The following is a 25,957-nucleotide window of genomic DNA, read 5'->3' as shown; positions in this document are numbered from 1 at the left end:
AGTCAGTGCTCGGTGCGTTGGGCCAAGGCATTGTCGAGGCGGATGTGGCGCTTGTCGCCAAACCGTCGCGTCAGGCCGAGCCGGTCGAAGTATTCGAGAATCTGGATGCTGCGCTTGCGACCCAGGCCCACTGCATCACGAAACGCCGTGACCTGAATCACCGGGTTTTGCGCAGCCAGTTGCACAAGCATAGCCGCCAATCGGCGGATCATCGTGTCGGTGTAGAACAGGTCACGGACGACTTGATGCACCAATCCCAACCTCGCCATTTTGCACAGCAGCAAGCGCACGACCGCCTCGTCATGGTCAAGGTCGCGCACCCACGGCGGATCAAATCCAGCCTGTTCGAACAACGGTTGCAAGTGTTGCCACAGGGTTTCGTCGTCTTCGCTCAAACGCACTTGATGATCGGGCAAATGCAGCCATGGCCCGCTGGCGGCAATCGCATCGCTGGCGAGTAACTCGTCGAGCAAACTGATGAACGTCGGACGGTCCAGCGCTGTACCGGTGAACCGTCGGAGGCGATCCCGGTCCGGGCCCATTTGATCCGGTTCCAGTTGATGAAAACGTGCGAGGTGTTCCAGCAACGGTGCTTTCAGCGCCTCCCAGCGGGCCGCACTGAACAGCAACGGACCTTGACGAGTGTCGATCAGGCGCACGTCATCGGGTAAAACCCACGTGTTGCGGGGGCGGTTGAACTGACGCTCCAGACGCTGCGGATCGAGCCCGGTGTCGCTGTTGGCCAGTAACGCCGGCAGGCTGTCTTCCAACTCTTTGCGTGTGGCGAGGGCGTGTAGCTGCGCCAGCCGCTCGGGGCTTCGGCGTTGTCGGGTCGGTGCAAACGGGTCGAGCACCCGCGCGCCGCCGAGGGTGCGTTGGGCGCTCTGGTCACGCAGGATCAACGGATCACCCTTCACGGCCTGCACAGGCCTATTCAGCAGCAGTTGCGCGAACATCCGTTCACCCGGCGCCAGGCGGGCGCCTTCCAGCAACGCCACCCGCCCGGTCACGTCCTGAGTCCCCACGTGAACGTGTACAGGCTGAAAGTGCTCGAAGGCTTTGGGTTCGCTGGCCAACAATTGCAGATCGATATCCACTCGCTGGGTCGGCGCGTACAGCCACTCGGCCGACAGCCACTGACCGCGATGGATCTGCTCCAGGGCCAAGCGTTCGGCACTCAGGTTCAACGCCACTCGCTGTCCGGCCATTGCGATCTCGGCAGCCTGACTTTGCGCATGCAGGCCGCGCACGCGAACGGGTTTGTTCAGCGGGCCGAGCATCAGCGTATCGCCCACGGCCACCACGCCAGACAACGCAGTGCCGGTCACCACGATACCGACGCCGGCCACGCTGAAGGCACGATCAATCGCCAGGCGAAAACCGCCGGTGGTGCTGCGTTGAAGGACTTCACGTTGCGCCACGAGCAAAGCCTGTCGCAACGTCTCGACGCCCTCCCCGGTCACACTTGACAGCGCAATCTGCGGCGCGTTGGCATAAGGCCCCGGCGCCAGCAATGTCTGGATCTGATCGCGAACGGCTTGCACTCTGGACGGTTCGACGCGGTCGCATTTGCTGATCGCCACCAGCGCTCGAGGGATGCCTAGCAGTTCAACGATGGCCAGGTGTTCGCGGGTCTGCGGCATGACGCCGTCGTCGGCCGCGACCACCAGCAACACCAGATCAATGCCCTGAGCCCCCGCCAGCATGTTGTGGGTGAAGCGCTCATGACCGGGCACATCGATAAAACCGGTCAGGGGCGCATGCGGTTCCAGCGCCGCGTAAAGGTAGCCGAGGTCGATGGTCATGCCGCGTTCACGCTCTTCCCGACGCCGGTCGCCGAGCAGGCCGGTCAGTGCCTGGAGCAAGGCAGTCTTGCCGTGGTCGATGTGCCCGGCGGTGCCGACGATCACTCTACGGTTCCTGCAATTTGATCGAGTTGCGCCAGCCACGCCGGTTCATCGTCCAGTTGCCGCAGGTCCAGCCACAACGCATCGTCATCAATGCGCCCGAGCACCGGAATCGGCAACGCACGCAGGGCCGCCTCCAGATCGTGCAGCCGCCGTCCGCGAAGACGTTTGGACGCGTGCGGTCGCAGGCATAAAGCCGCACTCGGCAAGCGCGCCACCGGTTGGCTGCCGCTGCCGATCATGCCCAGCGCCGGTACTGCGCTGACGCTCCAGCCGTCGCCCAAGACGTTGGCCAGCGAGGGTTGCAGGCGCTCAGCCTGGGCGAGGATGTCTGCCTGTGGTCGGGTCAGCAGGCGCAAACTGGGCAGCCGCTCGGCCAGTCGATCAGGATCGCGGTACAAGCCCAACACCGCTTCAAGGGCGGCCAGGGTCAGTTTGTCGACCCGCAAGGCACGCTTGAGTGGATTCTTCTTGATCTTCGCGATCAGGTCTTTGCGGCCGACGATTAATCCGGCCTGAGGACCGCCGAGTAATTTGTCGCCGCTGAAGGTGACGATGTCGGCGCCATCGCTCAGCGCCTGGCGCACGGTCGGTTCGGCGGGCAAGCCCCAGCGCGTCAGGTCCAGCAGGCTGCCGCTGCCGAGGTCTTCAAGCAATGGCAAGCCGTGTTTATGCGCGAGTTGCGCCAACTCGGCGGTCGGCACCCGCGCGGTGAAGCCTTCGATGTTGTAGTTGCTCGCATGGACGCGCATCACCAAACCGCTGCGTGGGCTGATCGCGGCTTCGTAATCGCGGGCATGCGTGCGATTGGTGGTGCCGACTTCGTGGAGCCTGACCCCGGCTCTGGCCATGATGTCGGGAATGCGGAACGCGCCGCCGATTTCGATCAGTTCGCCCCGGGAAATGATGCCTTCCTTACGCGCGCCCAGGCTGTTGAGCGTCAGCAACACCGCGGCGGCGTTGTTGTTGACCACCGTCACCGCCTCGGCGCCGGTCAGCTCGCGGATCAGGCCTTCGATCAGGTCATCACGGTCGCCGCGCTTGCCGCTGTGCAGGTCGAATTCCAGATTGAGCGGATAACGGGCCGCCCTCTGCACCGCGTCGATGGCTTCTTCCGGCAACAACGCTCGCCCCAGATTGGTATGCAGCACCGTGCCGGTGAGATTGAACACCCGGCGCACATTGCTGCGATGCTGAGTGGCCAGGCGTTCACCCGCCCTGCCCGCTAACGCTTCGGGTGCGATTTCAATGGCGTCGAGTTGCCCTGAAAGCACCGGTTCACGCAAGTCATCGAGCAATTGCCGCAGGCTGGCCAGCAGCGCATCACGCCCATAACGCTCGGCCAGCGGTTGGCAGGCGGGATGGCGCAACAGACTGTCGATGGAAGGCAGCCGCAGAGCCTGGCTGGCGGGTCTGGAGGACATCAGGCGCTCCTGAAACGATTGACCGTAGCGCCTGAGTGTAGCCGCTGGGTTTAAAGGGAGCGCTCAGTCACCTCCGGGTGCCAGCAACAGATTAGGCGCCGGACGCTGGTAGCCTTCCTGCTCCAGGCGCATGTCCAGCAGCAGGCTGGTCAGGTCCGTCGAGAGCGCTTCGGCCTCGGCGTCGTTTTCCAGGTAAAGCAGTTTCAAGTAGCTGCGACAGCCAGGACAGACCTCCGCGCGTAACGGTGCCTGATTGGCGGCATGGCGGTCGTCATCGAGGCTGACGTATTCAAGGCCTTTGCTTTGTTCGCAATACACGCATTTGACCCGCACCACATGCCATTCGCAGGCGCACAGCGAGCACACCAGATACCGCAAGCCGTTGTACTTGCCGCGATGGCGAATCACGCCGGCCATGGCCGGCGAACCGCAGGCCGGGCATTGGCTGAGGCTGTCGCCGGGCTTCAGCGCAAGGTCCGGCGTGCTCAGCAACCAATGACTCCAGGCCACCTGCAACGCCGCGCCGAGAAACGGCACCACGGCCGCGGGCAGCAAGGTGAACTGGCCGCTGACCAGCGCAATCGCCCAGGCCTTGAGTTGCCCGACGTGGGCGCTGCGCAAGGTCGCCACGGCTTTTTCCACGGCAGGTTGCGGCGGTGGCTGGTAACGCTGCAATAGCGCTTCGAGGAACGGCAGCCAATCGTTTTCGCGCACCAGACTGTCGGCGGCGAACGGCGGCAAGCCGTGTTGCTGGCACACTCGCAGGCGTTCGGCATCGGGCATGGCGGCCACGGGCGGATCATCCATCAGACGCTGCTGCACGTGGCACAAGCCGGTCACCAGCCGCAGGTATTCGGCCAGTGGATGGCCGTCGACCAGACGCTCCAGTCGCAACGCGCGCAAGGTGAACAGGTTGTTCGGTGGCAGGTAGAGAAACGGCGGTGAACTCGCCGCCGCTTCGATCTCGCCAGGCTCAAGAATCGTCGCCAAGGGGGTTATCCTTTTTTGCTGATCGGCCGGTCGGGGTGCTCGTCGCGGGTCACTTCGCGGTACCAGAGTTCATGGTGTTTTTTCGCCCAGGCGCGGCTGACCCAGCCATGCAACATGGCGTTGACCGAGCCTTTGATCCAGATCCCGGCATAGATGTGCACGATGATGCTCAGCACCAGCACAAAACCCGCCAACGCATGCAGCAGCATCGCCCATCGAATCGTTGTAATGCCGAAGTACTCGCTGAAATACGCACGCCAGATCACCAGCCCGCTGAACAGCAGCACCAGCATGCAAATCAGCAAAGTCCAGAACAGCAGCTTCTGCCCAGGGTTGTACTTGCCGATGGGTGGCACGCCCTCCTCCTCGTTCTTGATCACCCGCCCGACTCGCCTCAGCCACAACCGATCGTTGCTGATAAAAAAGTTCGCCCGCCAGAAACGGATCACCAGCCCGAGGAACAGCACAAACATCACCACGCCCATGAACGGATGCAGGATGCGCGTCCACGGGCCGCCGCCAAACAGGTTGCTGAGCCAGAACAGTGCCGGATGGAATAACGCCAGCCCCGACAGTGCCGCCATCAGAAACAGAATCGCCACCAGCCAATGGTTAGTGCGCTGGTTTGATGTGTAGCGAAGGATCGGTTTGTCGTTCATGGCCTGTCCTGCCCCTTCGGATCATAGGTGTGCACCGATGGATCGATTTCATGCACGGCGGGATCGGGGATGGTCGGGTGTTCGTCCTCCTCGACCAGCTGCGGCCCGATGCGCACGTAGTGGAAGAACCCGGCCAGCACCGCCAAGCCCATGGCCAGCAACCCCAAGGGTTTGCTCACGCCTTTCCACAGCTCCACCAGCGGACTGATGGTCGGATGGTCCGGCAGGCCGGCATACAACCGAGGCTCATCGGCATGGTGCAGCACATACATCACGTGAGTACCGCCGACGCCACTCGGGTCGTACAGACCCGCGTGTTCGAAGCCACGGCTCTTGAGGTCGACGATCCTTTCGGCCGCGTGTTCTTTCATGTCGTCTTTGGTGCCGAACACAATGGCGCCCGTCGGACAGGTTTTGACGCAGGCCGGCTCCAGCCCCACGGCCACCCGGTCCGAGCACAACGTGCATTTGTAGGCCTTGTGATCCTTTTGCGAGATCCGCGGGATATTGAACGGGCAACCGGTGATGCAATACCCGCAGCCGATGCAATGGTCCTGGTCAAAATCAACGATGCCGTTGGCATGCTTGATGATCGCCCCCGGGCTCGGGCACGCCGCCAGGCAACCGGGCTCGGCGCAGTGCATGCAGCCGTCCTTGCGAATCAGCCATTCCAGGTTGCCGGCGTCGGTTTCGTGCTCGGTGAAGCGCATCAAGGTCCAGGTTTCTGCGCTCAGGTCCTGTGGGTTGTCGTAGGTGCCGAGGTTGTGGCCGACGTCGTCGCGCAGCTCGTTCCATTCCGAGCAGGCGACTTGGCAGGCCTTACAGCCAATGCACTTGGTGGTGTCGATCAGCTTGGCCACTTCCTCTTGATTGCGTACCGAGGACGGGACGGTCGTGGTGGCCGAACGGGCGATGATGTCTTGGCTGGCCATTTAGACTTTCTCCACGTTGACCAGGAATGACTTGGATTCCGGGGTCTGAGTGTTGCCATCGCCGAGGAACGGCACCAGGGTGTTGGTCAGGTAACCGTGGCGCGTGAGGCCGGTAAAGCCCCAGTGCAGCGGGATACCGATCTGGTGCACCACCTGATTGTTGACCTGCAGCGGACGAATCCGCTTGGTCACCACCGCTACCGCTTCTATATGCCCGCGCTTGGAACTGACACGGACCCGGTCGCCGGCCACGATGCCTTTCTCCTTGGCCAGCACTTCACCGATCTCGACGAACTGCTCGGGTTGGGCAATCGCGTTGAGCTTGCAATGCTTGCTCCAGAAGTGGAAATGCTCGGTCAGCCGGTAGCTGGTCGCGGCATACGGATAGTCCTTGGCCACGCCTAAGGAATCCCATACCGAATCGAAGATCCGCGCCGCCGGGTTGCTGGTGGCCTTCTTGTTTTCCGGGTGCAGCGGGTTGATGCCGATCGGCGTTTCGAACGGCTCGTAATGCTCAGGGAAAGGCCCTTCGTTCATCTTGTCGACGGCAAAGAACCGCGCCACGCCTTCGGGGTTCATGATGAACGGATTCATTCCGGCTTCCGGTGGCGAGTCGGCCTTGAAGTCCGGCACATCGGTGCCGCCCCAGACTTTGCCGTTCCACCATACCAGGCGTTTTTTCTCGTCCCACGGCTTGCCTTGCGGGTCGCACGAAGCGCGGTTGTAGAGAATCCGCCGGTTCGCCGGCCAGGCCCAGGCCCAGCCCTGATGTTGCTTCATGCCATATGGATCGCTGTTGTCGCGCCGGGCCATCTGGTTGCCCGCTTCAGTCCAGCTGCCGCAGAAAATCCAGCAACCGGAAGCCGTACTGCCGTCGTCCTTGAGCTGGCCAAAACCGGCCAGTTGCGCGTTGCCCTTGATCGCCGCGCCGGTAGCGTCGGTGAAGTCGGTGGTGGCATAGCCGTTGATTTCTTTGGCCAGTTCTTCCGGCGAAGGCTCCTCGGCAATTTTGTACGGCCAGGACAGTTTGAGGATCGGCTCGGCATAAGCGCCGCCGTTGGCCTGGTAACGCTGGCGCAGACGGATAAACAGCTCGCTCATGATCCGCACATCGGTGCGCGCTTCACCAGGACCGTCGGCGCCTTTCCAGTGCCATTGCAGCCAGCGGCTGCTGTTGACCAGCGAGCCGTCTTCTTCGGCGAAACAGGTGGTGGGCAGGCGAATCACTTCGGTCTGGATGCCAGCGGTTTCGACATCGTTGTACGGCCCGACATTTCGCCAGAACTCCGAGGTTTCGGTGGACAGCGGGTCCATCACCACCAGCCACTTCAGCTTGGCCAGCGCCGCCATCACCCGGTTTTTGTCAGGCAACGCGGCGATGGGGTTGAAGCCCTGGCACATGTAGCCGTTGACCTTGCCCTGGCCCATCAGGTCGAACACTTTGAGGATGTCGTAGTTCGGGATGTCGAGTTTCGGCAGATAGTCGTAAGCCCAGCGGTTTTCGAGCGTGGCATTCGCGCCGTACCAGGCTTTCATCAGGCTGACGTGGAACTTGCCATAGTTTTGCCAATAGGACAGCTGCCCCGGACGCAACGGTTTTTGCGTGCGTTTGACGATGTAGGCGTTGTAATCCTGCTCCGCATCCTGCGGCAAGGTCAGGTAGCCCGGCAGCGAATTGGACAGCAAACCGAGGTCGGTCAGCCCCTGAATGTTGGAGTGCCCGCGCAAGGCATTGACGCCCCCACCCGGCATACCGACGTTGCCCAGCAGCAATTGCACCATGGCCGCGCTGCGAATGATCTGCGAACCGATCGAGTGCTGCGTCCAGCCCAGCGCGTAGAGAATCGTCATGGTCTTGCCCGGTTGCGAGCAGGTGGCGATTTCTTCCCAGATCTTCTGCATGGCATCCACCGGCATGCCGCAAATCTGGCTGGCCAGTTCGATGTTGTAGCGGCTGTAATGGGTCTTCATTAACTGATAGACACAGCGCGGGTCTTGCAGGGTCGGGTCGACCTTGACGAAGCCGTCATCACCGAGTTCATAACCCCAGCCGGACTTGTCCGTGTAGCTGCGTTTGGCCGCGTCGTAGCCGCTGAAGATCCCGTCCTCGAAGCCATAACCGGCTTTGACGATGAACGACACGTCGGTGTAGTTGCGCACGTACTCGTGCTGGATTTTGTCTTCGGTCAGCAGGTAGTTGATCAGCCCGCCCATGAAGGCGATGTCGGTGCCGGTGCGAATCGGCGCGTAATAGTCGGCCACCGAGGCGGTCCGGGTAAAACGCGGATCGACCACGATCAAGCGTGCCTTGTTGTGCGCCTTGGCTTCGGTCACCCATTTGAAGCCGCACGGGTGCGCTTCTGCTGCGTTGCCGCCCATTACCAGGATCAGATTCGCGTTACCGATATCGGTCCAGGTATTGGTCATGGCACCACGGCCGTACGTCGGGGCAAGACTTGCCACCGTCGGGCCGTGTCAGACACGCGCCTGGTTATCGAACCCCAGCATGCCGAGACTGCGAACCACCTTGTGGGTGATGTAACCCGCTTCGTTGGAGGCCGCCGAGGCCGCGAGAAAACCGGTGGTCAGCCAGCGGTTCACCGTTTGGCCCTGGGCATTCTTCTCGATGAAGTTGGCGTCGCGGTCGGCCTTCATCAGGTCGGCGACGCGATCGAGCGCTTCATCCCAGGAAATGCGCGTCCACTCGGTGGTGCCGGGTTTGCGCACCTGTGGGTATTGCAGACGGCCGGGGCTGTGAATGAAGTCCAGCAGGCCGGCGCCTTTTGGGCACAGGGTGCCGCGGTTGACCGGGTGGTCGGAATCGCCTTCGATGTGGATGATGTTTTGCGCGACATTCTTGGCGGCATCGCCCTGGCTGTACATGATCACGCCGCAGCCGACCGAGCAGTACGGGCAGGTGTTGCGGGTTTCATGGGTGTGGGCAAGCTTGAAGTGGCGCACCTGCTCGGCGAAGGCAGTCGCGGGGGCCATGCCCAGCGCGCCGAGGCTCGAGCCCGCAAGGCCGATACCAGCGACCTTGAAGAACTGACGACGGTTGAGGTCCATCGTGCACTCCTGTCAGGTGGAGACCCGGTAGTTTTGCCGGGTTTTTCTGGACAATCACGGTTGCGGCAGTCTGGCTGCCGACACTTAAAACTGTAGACAATGTTAGAACTGACTGTGTGAAAACCGACCATCGGGCAACACCGGGCCGTCAGCCATCACACCCAACCTGTGGGTGCTCGCTCCCACAGGGGCTTGGCGTTTATCATGACCGTCGGATTTACCCTGCCCTTTATGAGACTGAGCATGACTTTCGATTTTGATCAGGTGTTCGACCGCCACAACACCGGCAGTACCAAATGGAGCCGTTACCCGGCCGACGTGTTGCCGATGTGGGTGGCCGACATGGACTTCTCCGCACCGCCGGTGATCCTCCAGGCCCTGCAAAAACGTCTGGAACACCCGATGCTCGGCTACAGCGTGGCCCAGGATGACTTGCGCGATGCCATCGTCGCCGATCTGTGGAACAAGTACGCCTGGCGCGTATTGCCTGAGGAACTGATTTTCCTGCCGGGCGTGGAGTCGGGGTTCAACATGGCGCTGAATGCGCTGGTCCAGCCGCAGCAGAACGTCGTGGTTCAGGTCCCGAACTACCCGCCGCTGCGTCATGCGCCGGGTCACTGGGGATTGAACAAGGTTGAACTCGAATTCGACGCGTTGGCGGACGGCACTTACGCCACGCCACTCGATGCCCTGAATCAGGCGCTGACCGGTGGCGGTGCGCTGCTGCTGAGCAACCCGCACAACCCGGTGGGCAAAGTCTTCCCGCGGGAAGAACTGCAAGCGGTCACCGACATCTGCCTGGAGCACGATGCTTGGATCATCTCTGACGAGATCCATGCCGAGCTGTGTTTCGACGGGCGCGTGCACATTCCGACGGCTTCCCTGAGCCCGGAAATCGCCAAGCGCACCATCACGCTGATGTCGGCGAGCAAGGCCTACAACATCGCCGGTCTGAAAACATCGTTCATGATTATTCAGGACTCGGCTTTGCGTGCAAAGGTCAACCACGCCCGCTGCGGCATGGTCGACAGCGTCAACCCGTTGGGCATGGAAGCGACGCGCGTCGCCTACAGCGAAGGCGGCCCTTGGCTGGCCGGGTTGAAGGCGTATCTGCAAAGCAATCGGGATTATCTGGTGGACGCGGTCAACACCCGACTGCCGGGTGTGACCATGAATATCCCGCAAGGCACGTATCTGGCGTGGCTCGATTGCTCGGCGCTGGGACTGGATAACCCTCAGCAGTTCTTCCTTGAGCAAGCCAAGGTCGGGTTGAGCGCGGGTCTGGATTTCGGCGATGACAGCAAACAGTTCGTGCGCCTGAATTTCGGCTGCCCACGGGCATTGCTGGAAGAAGGCATCGCGCGGATGGAGCGCAGTTTGCTCAATCGCAACGCCTGACACGCTCCAGCAACCCGAACCCATATCCTGAACTTGAAAAGCCCGGCGCAATCGCCGGGCTTTTTATTGCCTGGAACATCAATGCTCCACTGCGAACTGCATGAGTCAATTTCCAGACTCATGCAGGCTGCATGACCTCAGTTCGCCATCAATCACTTCAACTTATTGTTTTATAAACAAGTTATCGCTCCAGCAAAGCGGCACGACAAATGCTCCAGGACAATGAGCGACTTTCGGCCTTTAGACCGTTCGCGCTCACCCCCTGACTCGTTGGAGAGACTCAACCATGAACGCCATAGACTTGTTGAAAGCCGACCATGAACGCGTAAAAGGCATCCTGACCCAATTAAGCGAATCCACCGAGCGTGGTGTTAAAAAGCGCGGCGAGTTGCTGGCCAAACTGGAAATGGAGATCGCCATCCATACCCGTCTCGAAGAAGAAGTCTTGTACCCGGCGTACAAGAAAGCCGGGGGCAAGGAGCAGGACGTCATGTATTACGAAGCCAAGGAAGAACATCGCACCGTTGATTCCCTGGTGCTGCCAGACCTGAAAGTCACCGACCCGTCCACCCCGGAATTCGCCGGTCGCGTGAAAGTGGTCAAGGAACTGCTGGAACACCACATCGAAGAAGAGGAAACCGAGATGTTCCCTCAGGCCAAGAAGCTGTTGGGCAAAGCCACACTGGAAGAGCTGGGGGTGCAAATGGAAAGTTTGAAAGCCCAGTACAAGAAAGAAATGAGCGCAGCCAATCTGGCGGCTTGATGCACGGATAGGACAACAAAAAGCCCGGCATATGCCTAATGCCGATCAGTTAAGGAACAACACAATCCGTAGCAGCTGGCGAAGCCTGCGTTCGGCTGCGCAGCAGTCGTGAAGTCAGACGATGCGGTGTTTCAGGAAGACCGCGAACTCAGGTTTTACGACTGCTGCGCAGCCGAACGCAGGCTTCGCCAGCTGCTACGGATCGCGTTTTGGCTTAACTGATCGGCATTAGGCATATGCCGGGCCTTTTTGGTTGTTCGGTTCACGGGACACGTTCAGCTGGAATGACAATACACGGGGTCTGCGATGCTTGTCACGGTGCTGGCGGCGTGGTTGATCGGTTCGCAAAGCCCCAGGCGCAGGGTCTCGGGCTTAGTCATTTCATGGTCGTGGCGATGATTTCCACCAGGTTGATTTGGGTAAAGGGTTTGGACAAGCGCGGAAGTCTGGTGGCGAAACCTTCCAGGCGCTCGGCGTAACCAGTGGCAAGAATGATCGGCAGGCTCGGCTTAATGATCCGGATGGCCTGCGCCAGTTGCGCGCCATTCATCTGTGGCATGGCCATGTCGGTGATGACCAGATCAATCGCCTGTTCGCTGTCGAACATGGCCAGCGCCTGTGCACCGGACACTGCACTGATCACTCGATGCCCCAGGTCCTCGAGCAACAGGCAGGTACTGGTCAATACCAGACTGTCGTCGTCCACCACCAACACACACAGTCGGGGCACGGGCGGTGCGGCGTGCTCCTCGGCAACAGGTTTGGCGACTGAACCAGCGGCGGCGACGGGTATCCACAGTTCGGCGGTTGTACCTTTGTCCTTCAGGCTCTTGAGAACGAATCGGCCGCCCAATTGCTCGATAAAACCATGAACCATCGACAGCCCCAGGCCAGTACCTTTGCCAACGCCCTTTGTGGTGAAAAAAGGGTCCGTTGCCGATGCCAGCGTCGCGTCATCCATACCCTCACCGGTGTCGGTAACACTCAGGCAGACATAACGACCGGGCGCCAGGGAAAGCTGCTCCTTGTCCAGAACAGCATCTGTCTGGGCACTGATAACGATTTTTCCGCCATGGGGCATTGCATCGCGAGCGTTGGTCACCAGGTTCAGGACCGCCAGTTCGAGCTGATTGACGTCGGCCATGACCGGTTCAAGTTCTGCCGAAAAGCGCGTTTCGAGCACCACGGAAGGCCCGAGGGAGCTGCGCAACAGTCCGGTAATCCCATGCACCAGCTTCGGAATCTCGACAGGTTCGGACTTGAGCTCCTGGCGTCTGGCAAACGCCAGCATGCGCTGAGTCAGGGTTACGCCACGCAACGCACCTTGAGTGGCGTTGTCCACCAATCGGGTAATTCTCGAATCGTCCCCGACGCGTTTGCGGATGATCTCCAGATTGCCAAGGATGACGGTCAGCAAGTTGTTGAAGTCGTGGGCAATGCCACCACTGAGTTGACCGATGACCTGCAGCTTCTGCGCCTGAAACAGCGCTTCGCGGGTTTGCTCAAGGGCCTGCTGGGCTTGTGTGACTTCGGTGATATCACGGGTGATCTTGGCAAAGCCGAGTAACGTTCCGGTGTCGCCCCAAATCGGGTCCACCACGACATGTGCCAGGAACCGCGTACCGTCCTTGCGCACACGCCAGCCTTTGTTTTCGAATCTCCCCTCACGTACTGCAATGTCCAGGGTCCGTTGTGGTTCGCCGGCCTCGCGATCTTCCGGGGTGTAAAACATCGAAAAATGCTGGCCGATGACTTCTTCGGGCAAGTAGCCCTTGATGCGCTGAGCCCCAAGGTTCCAGTTGGTCATGCGGCCATCCGGGGTGAGCATGTAGATGGCGTAATCAGTGACGCTTTGAACCAGCAGGCGGAACTGCTGCTCGCTTTGCTTGAGGACTTCTTCGGCCATTTTGCGGTCGGTCAGGTCGCGGGTAATCTTGGCAAACCCTAGCAACTTACCCGACGGGTCGAGAATCGGATCAATGACGACGTGGCACCAGAAATGCGTGCCGTCCTTGCGAACCCGCCAGCCTTCCCCCTCGAAACGCCCCTCCCTGATCGCCGTGTCCAGCGCTCGCTGGGGCAAACCGACACGGCGATCCTCTTCGGTATAGAACCGCGAAAAATGCTGACCGAGAATCTCGGCCTCTTCATACCCCTTGAAACGCCTGGCGCCAGCGTTCCAGCTGGTGATGATGCCTTCGGGATCAATCATGTAGATCGCGTAGTCAATCACAGCATCGATCAACAGGCGAAAACGACTGTCGTCGATGGCGTTGGCTTTGGTCCGATCCTCGTTCATTGATCCCTCTTGGTATGACCGTTTTTTTGGAGTATGCGACAAACCACGCATTTGGAAAGTCGGAAAAACGGTACTCGTCGCCCAGCGTTACCGATTCACGTATTGGACAATGTAGGCGTACAGATCGTTGTAGACGAAATTCGGAACATGCCGAGCATGAGTCGTCGTCTTGAGCAGTGCCAGATGACACTCTTTGACGACTTCATCGCGATCACTCACCGCGAAGACACGGTTGTCGATGATGCTCGAATAGACGCTGTACGCAAAATCCACTTTGGATGTGGTTGTGCTGACGGAACCGTTGGCAGCTTTGGAGTAAGTATTCTGGGCAATCAAGGTTCGCTCGTTCAACACGCCGAACCCGCGTTCGTACAAACTGACTTGCGAGCCGCTGACCGCCTTTGCAGCCGTCTCGAAGGCCAGGATGATCGCAGGCGCATAACGCATGCTGGCATCCAGCGTCGATATCGTGACAAACCGTTCCATTTCCTGGTCTTCAAGGCTTTTGAACGCTCGTTTAATGCTCGACACATGAGCAAACTCTTGAGTGCAGCCCACGATGTGATTTTCGAACTGATAACCGGCGGCGGTCGCCGACGGCGGGAAGGCCGCGAAATCGAGGCTATCGAACGCACACTCCATGATGATGTTGAATTTACCGGTGAAGGCCTGTGTAAAGATCTTCGTACTGACTTCACGAACAAATGCCTCGGTATGCTCGTACGCATGCAAGCCCCCGAGCTTGATCATCTCTGCATATTGGGGGTGTTTCTTGCGGTAGTCAGGCAGGTACAGGCGAACATAGTTGTCGTAGCGTTTTGAAGGCAGCAGGTTCTTTTCCAGCAGATAGGTTTTGCCTGACCCTTGCAGCCCGGCAACGACCAGAATTTTTGGGGTTGCCTCGGCCTTGATGCCGCTGAACAGCGTTGCTTTTATCTCATTGAATGCTGCGGTGACCTGCTCAGGGGTGTATGTGTATTTCGGTGCTACTGACATATCTTGATTTCCTTATCAAAGATTCAGCTTGAAAGTGATGACTGGCTCTTTGAATAAAGACCGCATTCGCTGATTGTTCAAATGGGCCTTTCTTTCAAGATATGTCGATGTTTTTAAAGTAAAAATCCTACTCGATAGCGTGCAAAATCCTCGGAGCAATCGACCACCAACGCGGCAGTAACTGCTTGACCTTGGTGTCGCCAAACCGGTCATCGATCAACATCACCACCCCTTGATCCTGCTGGGTGCGGATCACCCTCCCCGCCGCCTGTACCACTTTCTGTACGCCGGGAAACAGGTAGGTGTAGTCATAACCGGCGCCGAAAATCACTGCCATGCGCTGTTTCAACTGCTCGTTGACCGGGTTGAGTTGAGCCAGGCCGAGGGTGGCGATAAACGCTCCGATCAGTCGCGCGCCCGGCAAGTCGATGCCTTCGCCAAAAGCCCCGCCCAACACTGCAAAACCGACGCCCTGGCTCTCGGCGGTGAACTGATCGAGAAAGTCCTGTCGCTGCCCTTCCCCCATGCCTCGGGACTGCGACCATAGGTTGATGTGTGGATGTTTCTCGGCCAGCAACTGCGCCACTTGCTGCAAATAATCAAAGCTGCTGAAAAACGCCAGGTAGTTGCCGGGACGTTGGCTGAACTGCCGGGCGATCAGCTCGACGATCGGTGCAAGGGATGACTGGCGATGGACGAACCGCGTAGAGATCTGGCTGACGATGTGCACTTGCAGCTGATCGGCGTGAAATGGCGATTCAACGTCTATCCACACCGTGTTCGCCGGCGTACCCAGCAGATCGGCATAGTAGTGGCGAGGGCTCAGGGTCGCGGAAAACAGCACGGTGCTGCGTGCAGCCGTCAAGCGTGGGCGGATGAAGCCGGCGGGCACCACGTTGCGCAGGCACAGCTGCGACAGGTTGCGTTGGCGGTCGAGGTCGCGTTTGCTGATGTCGAACAGGAACTGTTCATCGAAGAGTTCGGCCACCCGGCAAAATTGCAGCATGTCGAAATAGCAGTTCTGTAACGCGCCCTCCAGGCCTTGCGGATGATCGTTCAGGTAATCGCCGATGCTTGCGCTGCACGACGACAACGCCTGGAGCAGTTTTTCCGGGGCTTTGTCATAGGCCTGATAGGCGCCGAGTTGCAGGTTATGCAGGGCATTCCACTCACGGTTGACCCGTTGCAAAGGTTTTTTCAACGCCTCGGGCGCGGTTTTTCGTACGCCGTTGAGGGTCGATTGGTCGAGGCTGGCGCTGTACATCTGCCGGCCGCGCTCCACCAGGTTGTGTGCTTCGTCCACCAGCACCGCGACGTTCCAGTTATTAGCCTGGGCCAGCCCGAACAGCAGCGCGCTGAAATCGAAATAGTAGTTGTAATCGGCGACCACCACGTCTGCCCAGTGGGCCATTTCCTGGCTCAGGTAGTAGGGACAGACGTCGTGTTGCAGGGCGACCTCGCGCAAAGCGTTCTGGTTCAGCAGGGACAATTTGCTGGCCGCCTGGCGAGCGGCGGGCAAGCGATCATAAAACCCCCGGGCCAGCGGGCAGGATTCGCCGTGACAGGCTTTGTCCGGATGCTCGCAGGCCTTGTCCCGGGCGATCATTTCGAGCACCCGCAAGGGTGGCGCGTCGGCGCTGTCGAGGATCACCTGCGCGGCGTCCAGTGCCAGTTTGCGCCCCGGGGTTTTCGCCGTGAGGAAGAACACCTTGTCCAGTTGCTGCGGCGCCAGGGCCTTGAGCATCGGGAACAGCGTGCCGACCGTCTTGCCGATCCCCGTGGGCGCCTGGGCCATCAAGCAACGACCGGTGCTGACGGCCTTGAACACCGATTCCGCCAGATGACGCTGCCCCGGTCGAAAGTCGGCGTGGGGAAACGCCAGTTGTTGCGCCGCCCGATTACGCCCTTCGCGATGAGCCATTTCCTGTTCGGCCCAATGCAGGAACAAGGCGCAATGTTGTTCGAAGAACAGCCGCAGTTGCGCGGCGCTGAACGCTTCGACCAGGCAGGTTTCCTTTTCGCTGACGATGTCGAAATACACCAGGGCCAGATTGATCTGCGCCAGCTCCAGTTTCTGACACATCAACCAACCGTAAATCTTCGCCTGCGCCCAGTGCAGCTGACGGTGGTTGGCCGGTTGCTTGCTCAAGTCGCCGCGATAGGTTTTGACTTCTTCCAGGCAGTTTTGCGCGGGATCGTAGCCGTCGGCCCGGCCCTTTACCTTTAACGTTTGATACTGGCCTTCAAGCGCGACTTCACTCTGGTAGCCCTCGCTACGCCGGGACGCCACCGTACGGTGCCCGACAATCCCTTCCAGCGCCGTCGGTGAAGGCGTAAAACGCAGGTCGAGGTCACCCACCTTGGCGGTGAATTCACACAGCGCCCGCACCGCGATGCTGTAACTCAAGCGCCCTGCTCCGCCCATTGCACGTAGCAGACAGCAATCGGCATCTGGTGCTCATGACAGAACTCGAGCCAGCGCAATTGGTTGTCTTGCAGGCGATCACCGGGCCCTTTGACTTCGATCATCCGGTAGGTTTTGTCCTGCGGCCAAAACTGGATCAGGTCCGGCATGCCGGCGCGATTGGCCTTGATGTCCAACAGCAGTCGATTGAACCAGTGCTTGAGGTGTTCGGCCGGCAAGCAATCGAGTGCCTGATCGAGCAATTCTTCGCTCAGCACACCCCAGAACACGAAGGGCGACTGCACGCCCCACTTGCTGGCATAGCGTTCGCGAATCGTCTGGCGGTAACGCCCGTCATCGAGTTCAGCCAGGCAGCCCTGGAACAGCTCCGCGCGGCGTTCGTGAAAGTCCTCATTGAGCAGATCCACAGGCCCACGCTGGAACGGGTGGAAAAACGCCCCCGGCAACGGCGCAAAAATCGCCGGCCAGCACAGCAGACCGAACAGCGAGTTGATCAGGCTGTTTTCGACGTAATGCACCGGTGCCGAATCTTCCGCCAAATGCGCCTGAACGTAATATTCCACCGACAGCGCCGGGTCGGTTCTGGGCAGTTGCAGGTCCAGGCGCAGCATTTCCCGTGGGGACGAGCGCTTTATCACCGGTCCGCCCAACTTGCGCCGCAGCCTGGGCAGCACACGCAGCAACTGTTGCTGTTCGGCGACACTTTCCGGCGATTGCTCCACTGCGACGGCCAGGTCCATGGCCAGCTGATATTCACCGCAGCGCTCCAATACGCGAATCAACCGCAGGCGCGCGCCGGGATAGGCACACTCGCGGTAGATCGTCAGTGCGTTAGAGAAATCCGCCAGGCGCTCGCAGTGTTGACCGATCTGGAACAACAGTTTGCCGCGACGTCGTTGCAGCCAGGGATTGCTCAGCGCCAGCCCTTTGATCTGCTCGACAATGCCTTCCACGGCTTCGCCGGCCTCAAAATGCTGCTGACACTCATAAAGAAAGAGGCAGGCGTCCACGTCGTCACGGCTGCGCAGGCCTCGGGAGTCGGCACAGAACTCGACCTTTTCATAGGTAAAGATGCCCAGGTCAGCCAGTACGAACTCGGACCAGTCCTGGTAAAGATTGCCAAAAAACATCAAGCGCAGCCGGTCGCACAGGCCCATGATGGTCAGGCTGAACAATCGATCATCCAGCGACGGGCACCACTGGCCGAAACTTTGGGCCTGGGGAAACTGTTCGCTCAGTGCGGGCAGCCAATCGGTCTTTTTTCCCTTGGGTTGATCGATGGTGGCGCCAAAACACTGGAGAATTTCCGCCTTGAGCAGCACCTCGAACAGCGCTTCGATCGACAGCGGCGATTGCTCATCGATCCAGCCCAGCGCCAGCAGTGGGCCGGCGGCAATGGCGATGTCGCCGATTTCGACGTAATGCAGCTTGCTCGCCCGGAAGTGATTCCCCTTGCGCATCACCATCCTGACCAGCAGCGCCCTGGGTTCACGGGGCAACCGCTTGAACTCGCGGATGAAGTGCTGCTCTTCGACACTCAACACATCGGCATAGCGATGCTCAAGCCAATCAAGCACTTGCATGAAGTTGTTCAAGTAGTAGAACGGATCGTCGAGAGGGTTTGCAGTCACAGGAAAAAAGGCCATGGCGAGCGAGTACTGGTTATGCGTACAGATACCAGCTACGCCCTGCCCCGTGCAAACGGAAAAGGATAAGCGGCGGCGTTAATCGGTAATTTTTTGGGTGTTTCTGAACTTTCTGTCGATCCATCGCACCTAACCGCGTTAGAGGCGCAGTGACGATTGATTTCGTTCGTGGCAGTCGCGCTGTTTTTTTGAAGGTTGAGAGGTGGTTATGAATATCAAGACTCTGGGCTTCCCCCTGGCGGTAGCGGCCTTTCTGGCCCTGGCCGGTTGCTCGACGCCAACGGTTGTAACGCTGCAGAACGGCACCCAGTATTTGACCAAGGACATGCCGAAAACCAAGACCAAGGACGGCTTCTTTGAATTCGAAGATATTTCCGGGGCGAAAGTGAAGGTCAAGGCTGATGAAGTGACCACGATTCGACGGGAAGACTAAATACCGAGTCATCGTTCATCGTCGGAACGCCGCCCGGAGCCGGCTCGCTCCCACATTAGACCGAGTTCCAATGTGGGAGCGAGCCTGCTCGCGAAGAGTCCCTCACAGACGGCGCATCACCCTCAGGCGATAACAACCCCTCCACTGGACAAGCTATCCAGCCCAACCCCAACCAACGTCACCGAATCCCCGCCAAACGTCAGCACCGTGTCGTGCCCTACTGCCGTGGCATGCGCCCGATAGTCATCGTTCGGCATCACCCCCTGAACCCCGAGAAACACCAGTTTGTCGCTGGCCTGGTAACCAACCACCCGGTCCTGACCAAACGCGCCGCTAAACAGGAACGTATCGATCCCGCCCCCCGACTCCAGTAAGTCATTGCCTGCCCCGCCGACAAACACATCGTTGCCCTTGCCGCCGAGCAAATGGTCGTTGCCGTCCAGCCCCAACAACCAATCACCACCGGTGTGAGCCGTGAGCGTATCGGCCCCGGCGCCGCCCTTCACTGTTGACGCGTACTGAGTCAGGTTGCTGCCCGCCTTAAGGCCTTCGGCCGTGACGCTGTGGGTCACGTCATCCTTGAACAGCCCCCACAGAAACCCTGGCTCCTTGGTCACAATGCTACCGATGTCGCGGGTCATGCTGATGCCGCCATTGGCGTCGCGGATGTACAGGTTTCCGGCGCCGTCATTGGCGAAGTCGAAGTTTTTCACCGACTGCTGCACGTCCAGCACGTTGTTGCCCTTGCCGCCCAACAGGATGTTGTAACCACCGCCGTCGCGGAAGGTGTCGTTGCCATCGCGGCCTTCCAGGTAGTCATTGCCCTTGCCACCCTGAATCAGGTCATCGCCGTCACTGCCGATGATGAACGTGCTGCCCTTGTGGGTTTCAGCGTTGCGATTCAGATCCTGAACCCAAGTGTTGGCGCGCGCCGGGTCCGACAGGTTGGCAACGATGATCGTCGAGTCTTTGCTGGTGAGGTCGTAGAACTTCGACTCGATCACCCGGTTCATGCCGTCGCCATAGGCGGTGGGCAAGTGCGAGATCCAGGTCGGGATGTTGAGGATGGAAAACGGCAGCACATTCCACGCGGTCGAGGCGTAGTGGTCGTTGAAGCTGACGATGTTATCGGTCGCCGAGACCTTGGCGGCATCGTGCACGCCCACCGACGACAGGTTAAAGGATGAACCATCGAGGGCGCGGTACACCGGGTCGTTCTCGTAACCGACGTTCAGCACTTTATCGGTGCTGCTTTGGGTCGGCGAGGCGTAGGCGATGTAGTTGGAATCCTGGTAGAACCCGGACCACTTGTCCGTGCTCAAGTCCGCCAGGCTGTTGACCGCCAGCCCGCCGAGGCTGTGACCGCTGACCAGCACGTCCTTGCCCGACAGGCCATTGGCCCGGGCAAAGGCCGCCACGTCGCCAAGCAGGTCGCCGAAGGCTTCGCCGACGTAGTTTTTCGCATAATCCTTGGGCCCCAGCGCCGCCAGCAGATCATTGATCACATCGCCGATGGAGTCGCTGATCTGGCTTTCTCGTGGGCCGCTGGTGCCGCGAAAGGCGATACCGATTTCGCTGAGATGACCCTGCGCGTCGTACTTGCCGAGGATTTCCACCTGAGCGCTGGTGTACCCGGTTTTCTCGCCGAAGAACGTTCCACGTGCATCGACCTTGCCGTCATAGCCCAGTTGCGTGGCGGTGATGGGCGTCCAGCCGGCTTTCTGCACCGCGTCCAGCGCGGCTTTTTCCGAATCGGGGTTCCATGGGATTCCGGGAATGACGCCCTGGGAGTCGGTGCCGCCGATTAGCGCGGTCACCAGTGTCGCCGGCAAGCCAAGGCCGAAGCCGTTGTGCTGATAACCGGTGGCAAAGCCGTTATCCAGGTTGTGATAGGAATACAGCGTGATCGCCATCGCGTCGGTAAATAACGCTTTGGAATCGGCTGTACCGAAGTTTTTGTAGTCGTACACACCCATTGGTATTGCCTCTCTCTTTGTTGGAATTGTTAGAGATAGCTCACAACCAGGACGCCCGATCACGAGGCGCCCCGGAGCATTTAGTGCATGCAGCCTCAGGCAAACGTAATGCCTGAAGCCGACAGGTTATCCAGTCCCACTCCCACCAGGGTCACGGCAAAGTCGCCAATCTTCAGCACCGTGTCATGGCCCGACTGCGAAGCGTGTTGCGTGTAGTCATAACCCTGCCCCGCGCCCTGAACGCCCATGAACAGCAGTTTGTCGTTGCTCTGGTAGCCATTGACCACGTCGAAACCGAAGGCGCCGCTGAACAGAAAGGTGTTGTTGCCACCCGAGGCCTGCATCACGTCATTGCCCGCGCCACCGACAAACGTCACCTGGCTTTTGTCGCTGCGCAGCAGGTCGTCGCCGGCATTGCCGAACAACCAGTCGCCGTCGACAGTGGCCGCCAGTGTGTTGCCGTAGGCGTCACCGTTAAGCGAGTGGTTGTAGTGGGTCAGTTCGCTGCCGTTGAGCAAACCGTTGGCGGTCACGCTGTAAGTCACCTCCTTGCTCCCCCACCATGAGCCCGACTCCTGACTGACCAACGCGCCGATGTCGCGGGTCATGCTGATGCCGCCATAGGCATCCCGCACGTACAGCGTGCCGTCGCCGTCGTTGGCAACGCTGAAGTTCTGCAACGGCTTCTGCAATTCGAAGGTGTTGCTGCCCTTGCCGCCCAGCAGGAGGTTGTAGCCACCGTCATCGCGGAACCGGTCATTGCCATCGCGGCCTTCGATGAAGTCATTGCCGGCACCGCCCTTGAGCAGGTCATTGCTGTCGGTGCCGATGATGAATATGCTGCCGGTGTGAGGTTCGCCGCTACGACCGAGGTCCTCGACCCAGGTCTTGCCCCGGGACGCTTCCGCCAGGTTGGACACGATCAGCGTCGAGTCCTTGTCGGTGAGGTTGTAGAAACGCGAGTCGATCACCCGGTTCAACCCGTCGGCATACCCCAGCGAGCCGTGAGCCGACCAGTTCAGCGGGTTGAGGATGCTGAACGGCACCAGGTTCTGCGCGGTGGACGCGTACTGGTCATTGAAGTTGACGATGTTGTTGGTCGCCGAATCCTGATGACCGTCGTGCTTGCCCAGGGAGCCGCTGCTGAATGTCGTGCCGTCGAGTACCCGAAACACCGGATCGTTCTCGTAACCGATGTTCAGCACGTTGTTGCCGGTAGCGCTCTGGGTCGGCGAGGCGAAGGCAACGTAGTTGGCCTCCTTGAAGAAACCGCCCCAGTTGTCGCCGCTCAGTTCGGCGAGGCTGTTGACCCCTAATCCGCCGAGACTGTGACCGCTGACCAGAACATCCCTGGCGTTCAGGCCATGGCCGATCGCAAACGCGGCGACGTCCTTGAGCAAATTGTCGAAGGCGTTTTTCGCATAGTTCGTAGCGTAATCCACCGGGCCGACAGCCGCCAGCAGGTTGTTTTTCATGTCGCCGAAGGTGTCGCTATAACCCAGACCACCAGTGCCTCGGAAGGCAATGCCGATACCGATCAGCTTGCCCGCCGCGTCGTATTTGCCGAGTACTTCGGCTTCGGCGCTGGTGAAGCCGTCCTTCTCGCCACAGAAGGTGCCTTGTGCGCCGACCTTGCCTTGATAACCCAGCTGTGTAGCGCCAATCGGCGCCCAACCGGTCGCAGGCAGTGGCTGCCCCGTCGGGGTGTACGCGTACAACGTCAGGGCGATGGCGTCGCTGTACAACGCCTTGCCGTCAGCATTTTTGTAATCAAACAGTCCCATAGGTTTGCTTCCTTTGCGTCAAATCAGAACTGCCAGTCGAGCGTCAGACCAACACCGTGGTCTTTCTCGCGGGAGCCGAGCAGTCCGTTGTAATCCAGGCTCAATCGAACGTCCTGCGCCACCGCCAAACCGGCCCGCGCACCAATGACGGCGGCGTTACGATCCAGGGAAACGCTCTGCACGCTGAACGCGGTGTTGCCGTTGGCGAAGGCCAGATGATCTTCGGAACGGGTGTTGCTCAGGTTGTGCTGCCAGCCCAGCGTGCCGGACAGTTCCAGCTGCTGCTTGTCCGACAGGGCAATCGCTTTGCTCGCCCGCAGGCCGAGGGTCGAGAGCACGGCGTCGCGGTTGTCTTCGCCGCCCTTGAGCGCTGCGGCATCACCTTTCTCGGTGAAGCTGTCGCTGTTCAGGTGCACGTAAGCCAGGTTGGCGAACGGTTCCAGTGCCAGCGGTTGCAGGTCCAGGCGATACGCCGCTTCGGTAAACAGTTGTGCGGTTGTCGCATCGCGTTTGGATTTCTGTTTGCCGCTGACGTCGCCGAATTGCAGATCACGCTTCACGTCGATGCGATGCCAGCTGTAGGCGCCGCCGACGCTCAGACGCAGCGCATCGATTTCATGGCCCAGATAGGCGCCCAAGTGGTAGCTATCGACGGAGGCTGACGAATGCGTGCCATCGCCCATGCTCAACGAACTGTCGCTGTAACCGGTTACGAAACCCAGCCGCGTATCTTCAGTGATCAGCCCGTCGACACCGGCCAGCAAGCCGCCGATGGAGCTGTTGGAACTGGCGTTGTCATGCCCGCCATCGCTCTTGCCCCAGGCGCCGAGGACTTTGACCCAGGCGTTGCTGCGGTCATCGGTCGGTGCCGCGGCGTCAAACAGATCACGTTCACGCAGGCGTTCGCCGACGGCATCGCGCAGGTAACGGCTGTCGTTGATCAGCAGCGTGCCGATTGCCGGGTGAATCTCACCAGACAGTTGCTGGAAGGCTTGTTGCGCGACGGCGGCAGTCGGCGAAAGCAGCAAGGTTTCATAGAGCGGATTACCGGCGCCCAGTTGCTCGGCGGCCGCGGCGACGGCGCGTTGGTTCGGGGTTTGGCCGACGCTGGCGAAGGACGCTGCGTTGCGCTCTACCGCCAATTGGATGCCATTGGCCGAGTAGCCGAGTGTGCCTCCGATGAACAGATAATCCGGGAGCACGGCGCCGAAACGCCCTTCGATCCCGCCGGCCGCTTGCAGAATGTTGTACTGATGGCCGAGCAAGGATTTCACTTCGCTGGTGGTCAGCAAGGTCGGGCTGTTTTCCAGGGACAGGCTGACGGTAGCGCCGTCGATCACGGCTTTACCGCCCGCCACGATCTGATCGCTGCTGGTCGGCGATAACTCCACGGCGTAGGTCGAACCAGGCTCGAAGGTGACGTCGCCCGCCACTTGCAAGGTGCCGATGGAATTGCCTGGCGCTACGGTGCCACCGCTTTTCGCGGTCAATGCGCCGATGCGGCCATTACCGCCGAGGATCCCGCTGTCGTTGACGGTGACCGCCGAGAGCAGCGAGCCGTTGATGGCCAAGCGGCCCTGATTGACCAGGGTCGGGCCGGCGTAGGTGTTGGCGCCGGTCAGCACCAGCGTGCCGATGCCCTGTTTGGTCAGGCCACCATGGCCGGAAATGTCGTTGCGCCACGTGTCGAGGCCGCAGTGCACGTCATTGCACACGCGTTGAGTCGGTTTGCCCGCGTCGATGATCGCGCCGATCCCTGGCAAGTCCGCCACAAACTGACTGGAACCATAGGCACCCTGAATGCGGAACTCCTCGGGAATGTCCTGCTCGGTGACAAACATCGCCGGGCCATCGATGCCTTTGCGCAGGTTGATCATGCCCCAGCCGTACAGCGAATCGACACCTGGCGCACCGAGGTCGGTGGCCGTGGTGCGCAACACGCTGGCGACCTGGGCGCCGGTCATGTACGGGAAGCGTTCCATCAGCACGGCCATGGAACCGGCGACATGCGGCGCCGCCATCGACGTGCCGTTGTAGTTGGTGTAGCCGGTGGTCAGGTTGTCGGCGTTGGTACCGCTGATGATCGAGCTGTAGATCTTGCTGCCCGGTGCGGACACGCAAAAGCTGGCGGTGTAGCCGCAGCGCGATGAGAAGGTGCTGATGTTGTAGAGGTCCGGGCTGTTGAGGTCCGGGTTTTTCTGCAACGCCGCCACGGTCACCCAGTTCGGCGCGATGTCCGGGACGAAATAGCCCAGGCCTGCAATGGCATCCGGGTTGTTGAGGTTGTAGTCGTTGCCGGCCGCGAAGATCGTCACGATACCGCTGCGGGCCGCCGCGATGGCGCCATCGTAGGCTCCGCCCGGTTTGGTCCCGAGTAACGGACGGATCTCGTTGAACTGCAATTGCGCGTCCTGCACGGTGAAATGCGGGTAGGCGGGGTTGCGTCCGCCGAGGTCGAAGCGATCGGTGATGCCGATGCCCCAACTGTTGTTGATGATCCGCGCGCCGCTTGCGATCAAGGCATCCCAACCGGCCTTGTAGACCGCGCCGTCGTTGCCGCGAATGATGCCGTCTTCCGGGCCCGGATCTCCGTTGTCCGCACTGATGATCTGTGCGCCGAACGCCACGCCATGCATCGGGCCACCATCGCGACTGCCGGCAGCGATCCCGCCAACGTGGGTGCCGTGGGCACCCAGCTTGCCGTCGTAACCGATCGAGGGCGAACCGTCGTAGCGAAACGCATCGCCGGCTTTGACCGGGATGTACGGGTCGGTGTATTCGCGGATGCCGCTGGTGACCAGAGTGATCACTTTGTTCGGGCCGGAAAACTCCGGATGCGCGGCGTAGACCGGTTGATCGAAGATCCCCAGCTTCACGCCTTTACCGGTGTAACCGGCGGCGTAGGCCTCTTGTGCGTTGACCGCTCCCAGCCCCCAATCGGCATTGAATTCAGTGCTGCGCCAACTGTTGGGATCGCCCGCTCTACCGTTTTCCACGTAAGGCGCCGCTTGCGCGGTACCGAGGGTGGCCAATGCGCAGAGCATGGCAAGGTTGTTGTGCTTGTTATTCATCCAGCTACCGTCCTTAGTTGTGTTGCAAAAATCCCTGTGCCTTCAAAAGCACCTATTTCTATTTGTGAAGCACGCCCCCTGTAGCAGCTGGCGCAGCCTGCGTCCGGCTGCGAAGCAGTCGCAAAATCAGACTCTGCGGTCCGTCAGATACGCCGTGCATGCAGGGTTTACGACTGCTGCGCAGCCGA

At 60.1% G+C, this 25,957-nt stretch carries 16 protein-coding genes; 3 read left to right on the top strand and 13 right to left on the bottom strand.

Going from position 1 to position 25,957, the window contains the following annotated elements; translation table 11 throughout:
• Positions 1-2: 2 nt before the first annotated feature.
• The 6 genes from selB to fdnG form a co-directional block, all read right to left on the bottom strand.
• Positions 3-1,910, bottom strand: coding sequence for a selenocysteine-specific translation elongation factor (gene selB, locus AC3IUE_RS16105; protein WP_489268712.1), 1,908 nt, complete (start codon positions 1,908-1,910; stop codon positions 3-5).
• A complete protein-coding gene (gene selA / locus AC3IUE_RS16100; RefSeq protein ID WP_489268711.1) occupies positions 1,907-3,331 on the bottom strand; it encodes an L-seryl-tRNA(Sec) selenium transferase in 1,425 nt (474 codons plus the stop codon). Before selA ends, selB begins: the two co-directional genes overlap by 4 nt.
• Positions 3,332-3,394: 63 nt before the next feature.
• Positions 3,395-4,321, bottom strand: coding sequence for a formate dehydrogenase accessory protein FdhE (fdhE, locus tag AC3IUE_RS16095; protein WP_489268709.1), 927 nt, complete (start codon positions 4,319-4,321; stop codon positions 3,395-3,397).
• A 5-nt stretch (positions 4,322-4,326) separates the two neighbouring features.
• Positions 4,327-4,980 carry a formate dehydrogenase subunit gamma gene (locus AC3IUE_RS16090; protein ID WP_461998428.1) on the bottom strand — a complete coding sequence of 218 codons (654 nt, stop codon included), beginning with the start codon at positions 4,978-4,980 and terminating at the stop codon, positions 4,327-4,329.
• Positions 4,977-5,912, bottom strand: a complete 936-nt coding sequence (gene fdxH, locus AC3IUE_RS16085) for a formate dehydrogenase subunit beta (protein ID WP_489268707.1) — start codon at positions 5,910-5,912, stop codon at positions 4,977-4,979. Before fdxH ends, AC3IUE_RS16090 begins: the two co-directional genes overlap by 4 nt.
• Positions 5,913-8,978: a formate dehydrogenase-N subunit alpha gene (gene fdnG / locus AC3IUE_RS16080; RefSeq protein ID WP_489268705.1), complete on the bottom strand. Its 3,066-nt coding sequence runs from the start codon at positions 8,976-8,978 to the stop codon at positions 5,913-5,915.
• A gap of 243 nt (positions 8,979-9,221) precedes the next feature.
• Here fdnG and AC3IUE_RS16075 point away from each other — a divergent pair, with 243 nt between their 5' ends.
• Both AC3IUE_RS16075 and AC3IUE_RS16070 read left to right on the top strand, forming a co-directional pair.
• On the top strand, positions 9,222-10,376 hold the full coding sequence (locus AC3IUE_RS16075) for a MalY/PatB family protein (protein WP_489268703.1): 1,155 nt from the start codon (positions 9,222-9,224) through the stop codon (positions 10,374-10,376).
• A 286-nt stretch (positions 10,377-10,662) separates the two neighbouring features.
• Positions 10,663-11,139 carry a PA2171 family ribosome-binding persister protein gene (locus tag AC3IUE_RS16070; protein WP_461998423.1) on the top strand — a complete coding sequence of 159 codons (477 nt, stop codon included), beginning with the start codon at positions 10,663-10,665 and terminating at the stop codon, positions 11,137-11,139.
• A gap of 376 nt (positions 11,140-11,515) precedes the next feature.
• On the opposite strand, the gene AC3IUE_RS16065 is transcribed toward AC3IUE_RS16070, so the two are convergent.
• The 4 genes from AC3IUE_RS16065 to AC3IUE_RS16050 all read right to left on the bottom strand — a co-directional run bounded on the left by AC3IUE_RS16065 (position 11,516) and on the right by AC3IUE_RS16050 (position 18,505).
• Positions 11,516-13,438, bottom strand: a complete 1,923-nt coding sequence (locus AC3IUE_RS16065) for a hybrid sensor histidine kinase/response regulator (RefSeq protein ID WP_489268700.1) — start codon at positions 13,436-13,438, stop codon at positions 11,516-11,518.
• An 87-nt stretch (positions 13,439-13,525) separates the two neighbouring features.
• Positions 13,526-14,434: a zeta toxin family protein gene (locus tag AC3IUE_RS16060; protein WP_489268698.1), complete on the bottom strand. Its 909-nt coding sequence runs from the start codon at positions 14,432-14,434 to the stop codon at positions 13,526-13,528.
• Between the two features lie 127 nt (positions 14,435-14,561).
• Positions 14,562-16,841 carry an ATP-dependent DNA helicase gene (locus AC3IUE_RS16055; protein WP_489268696.1) on the bottom strand — a complete coding sequence of 760 codons (2,280 nt, stop codon included), beginning with the start codon at positions 16,839-16,841 and terminating at the stop codon, positions 14,562-14,564.
• Positions 16,838-18,505, bottom strand: a complete 1,668-nt coding sequence (locus AC3IUE_RS16050) for a VRR-NUC domain-containing protein (RefSeq protein WP_489268694.1) — start codon at positions 18,503-18,505, stop codon at positions 16,838-16,840. The genes AC3IUE_RS16055 and AC3IUE_RS16050 overlap by 4 nt, the downstream gene beginning before the upstream one ends.
• Positions 18,506-18,713: 208 nt before the next feature.
• On the opposite strand from AC3IUE_RS16050, the gene AC3IUE_RS16045 reads away from it, so the two are divergent.
• Entirely contained in the window at positions 18,714-18,938 is a 225-nt protein-coding gene (locus AC3IUE_RS16045; protein ID WP_461998419.1) for a YgdI/YgdR family lipoprotein, read from the top strand.
• Positions 18,939-19,060: 122 nt separating this feature from the next.
• Here AC3IUE_RS16045 and AC3IUE_RS16040 read toward each other — a convergent pair whose 3' ends face one another.
• From AC3IUE_RS16040 to AC3IUE_RS16030, 3 genes are all read right to left on the bottom strand, one after another.
• Entirely contained in the window at positions 19,061-20,914 is a 1,854-nt protein-coding gene (locus tag AC3IUE_RS16040) for a polyurethane esterase (protein WP_489268692.1), read from the bottom strand.
• 95 nt (positions 20,915-21,009) lie between these two features.
• Positions 21,010-22,698, bottom strand: a complete 1,689-nt coding sequence (locus AC3IUE_RS16035) for a polyurethane esterase (RefSeq protein ID WP_489268690.1) — start codon at positions 22,696-22,698, stop codon at positions 21,010-21,012.
• Between the two features lie 23 nt (positions 22,699-22,721).
• A complete protein-coding gene (locus tag AC3IUE_RS16030) occupies positions 22,722-25,769 on the bottom strand; it encodes an autotransporter domain-containing protein (RefSeq protein ID WP_489268688.1) in 3,048 nt (1,015 codons plus the stop codon).
• Between the last annotated feature and the right edge of the window lie 188 nt (positions 25,770-25,957).

It is taken from the genome of Pseudomonas sp. GL_093, assembly GCF_057837605.1.
Note: the sequence above shows the minus strand (reverse complement) of the source record. Positions and strands in the feature narration are given on the sequence as shown.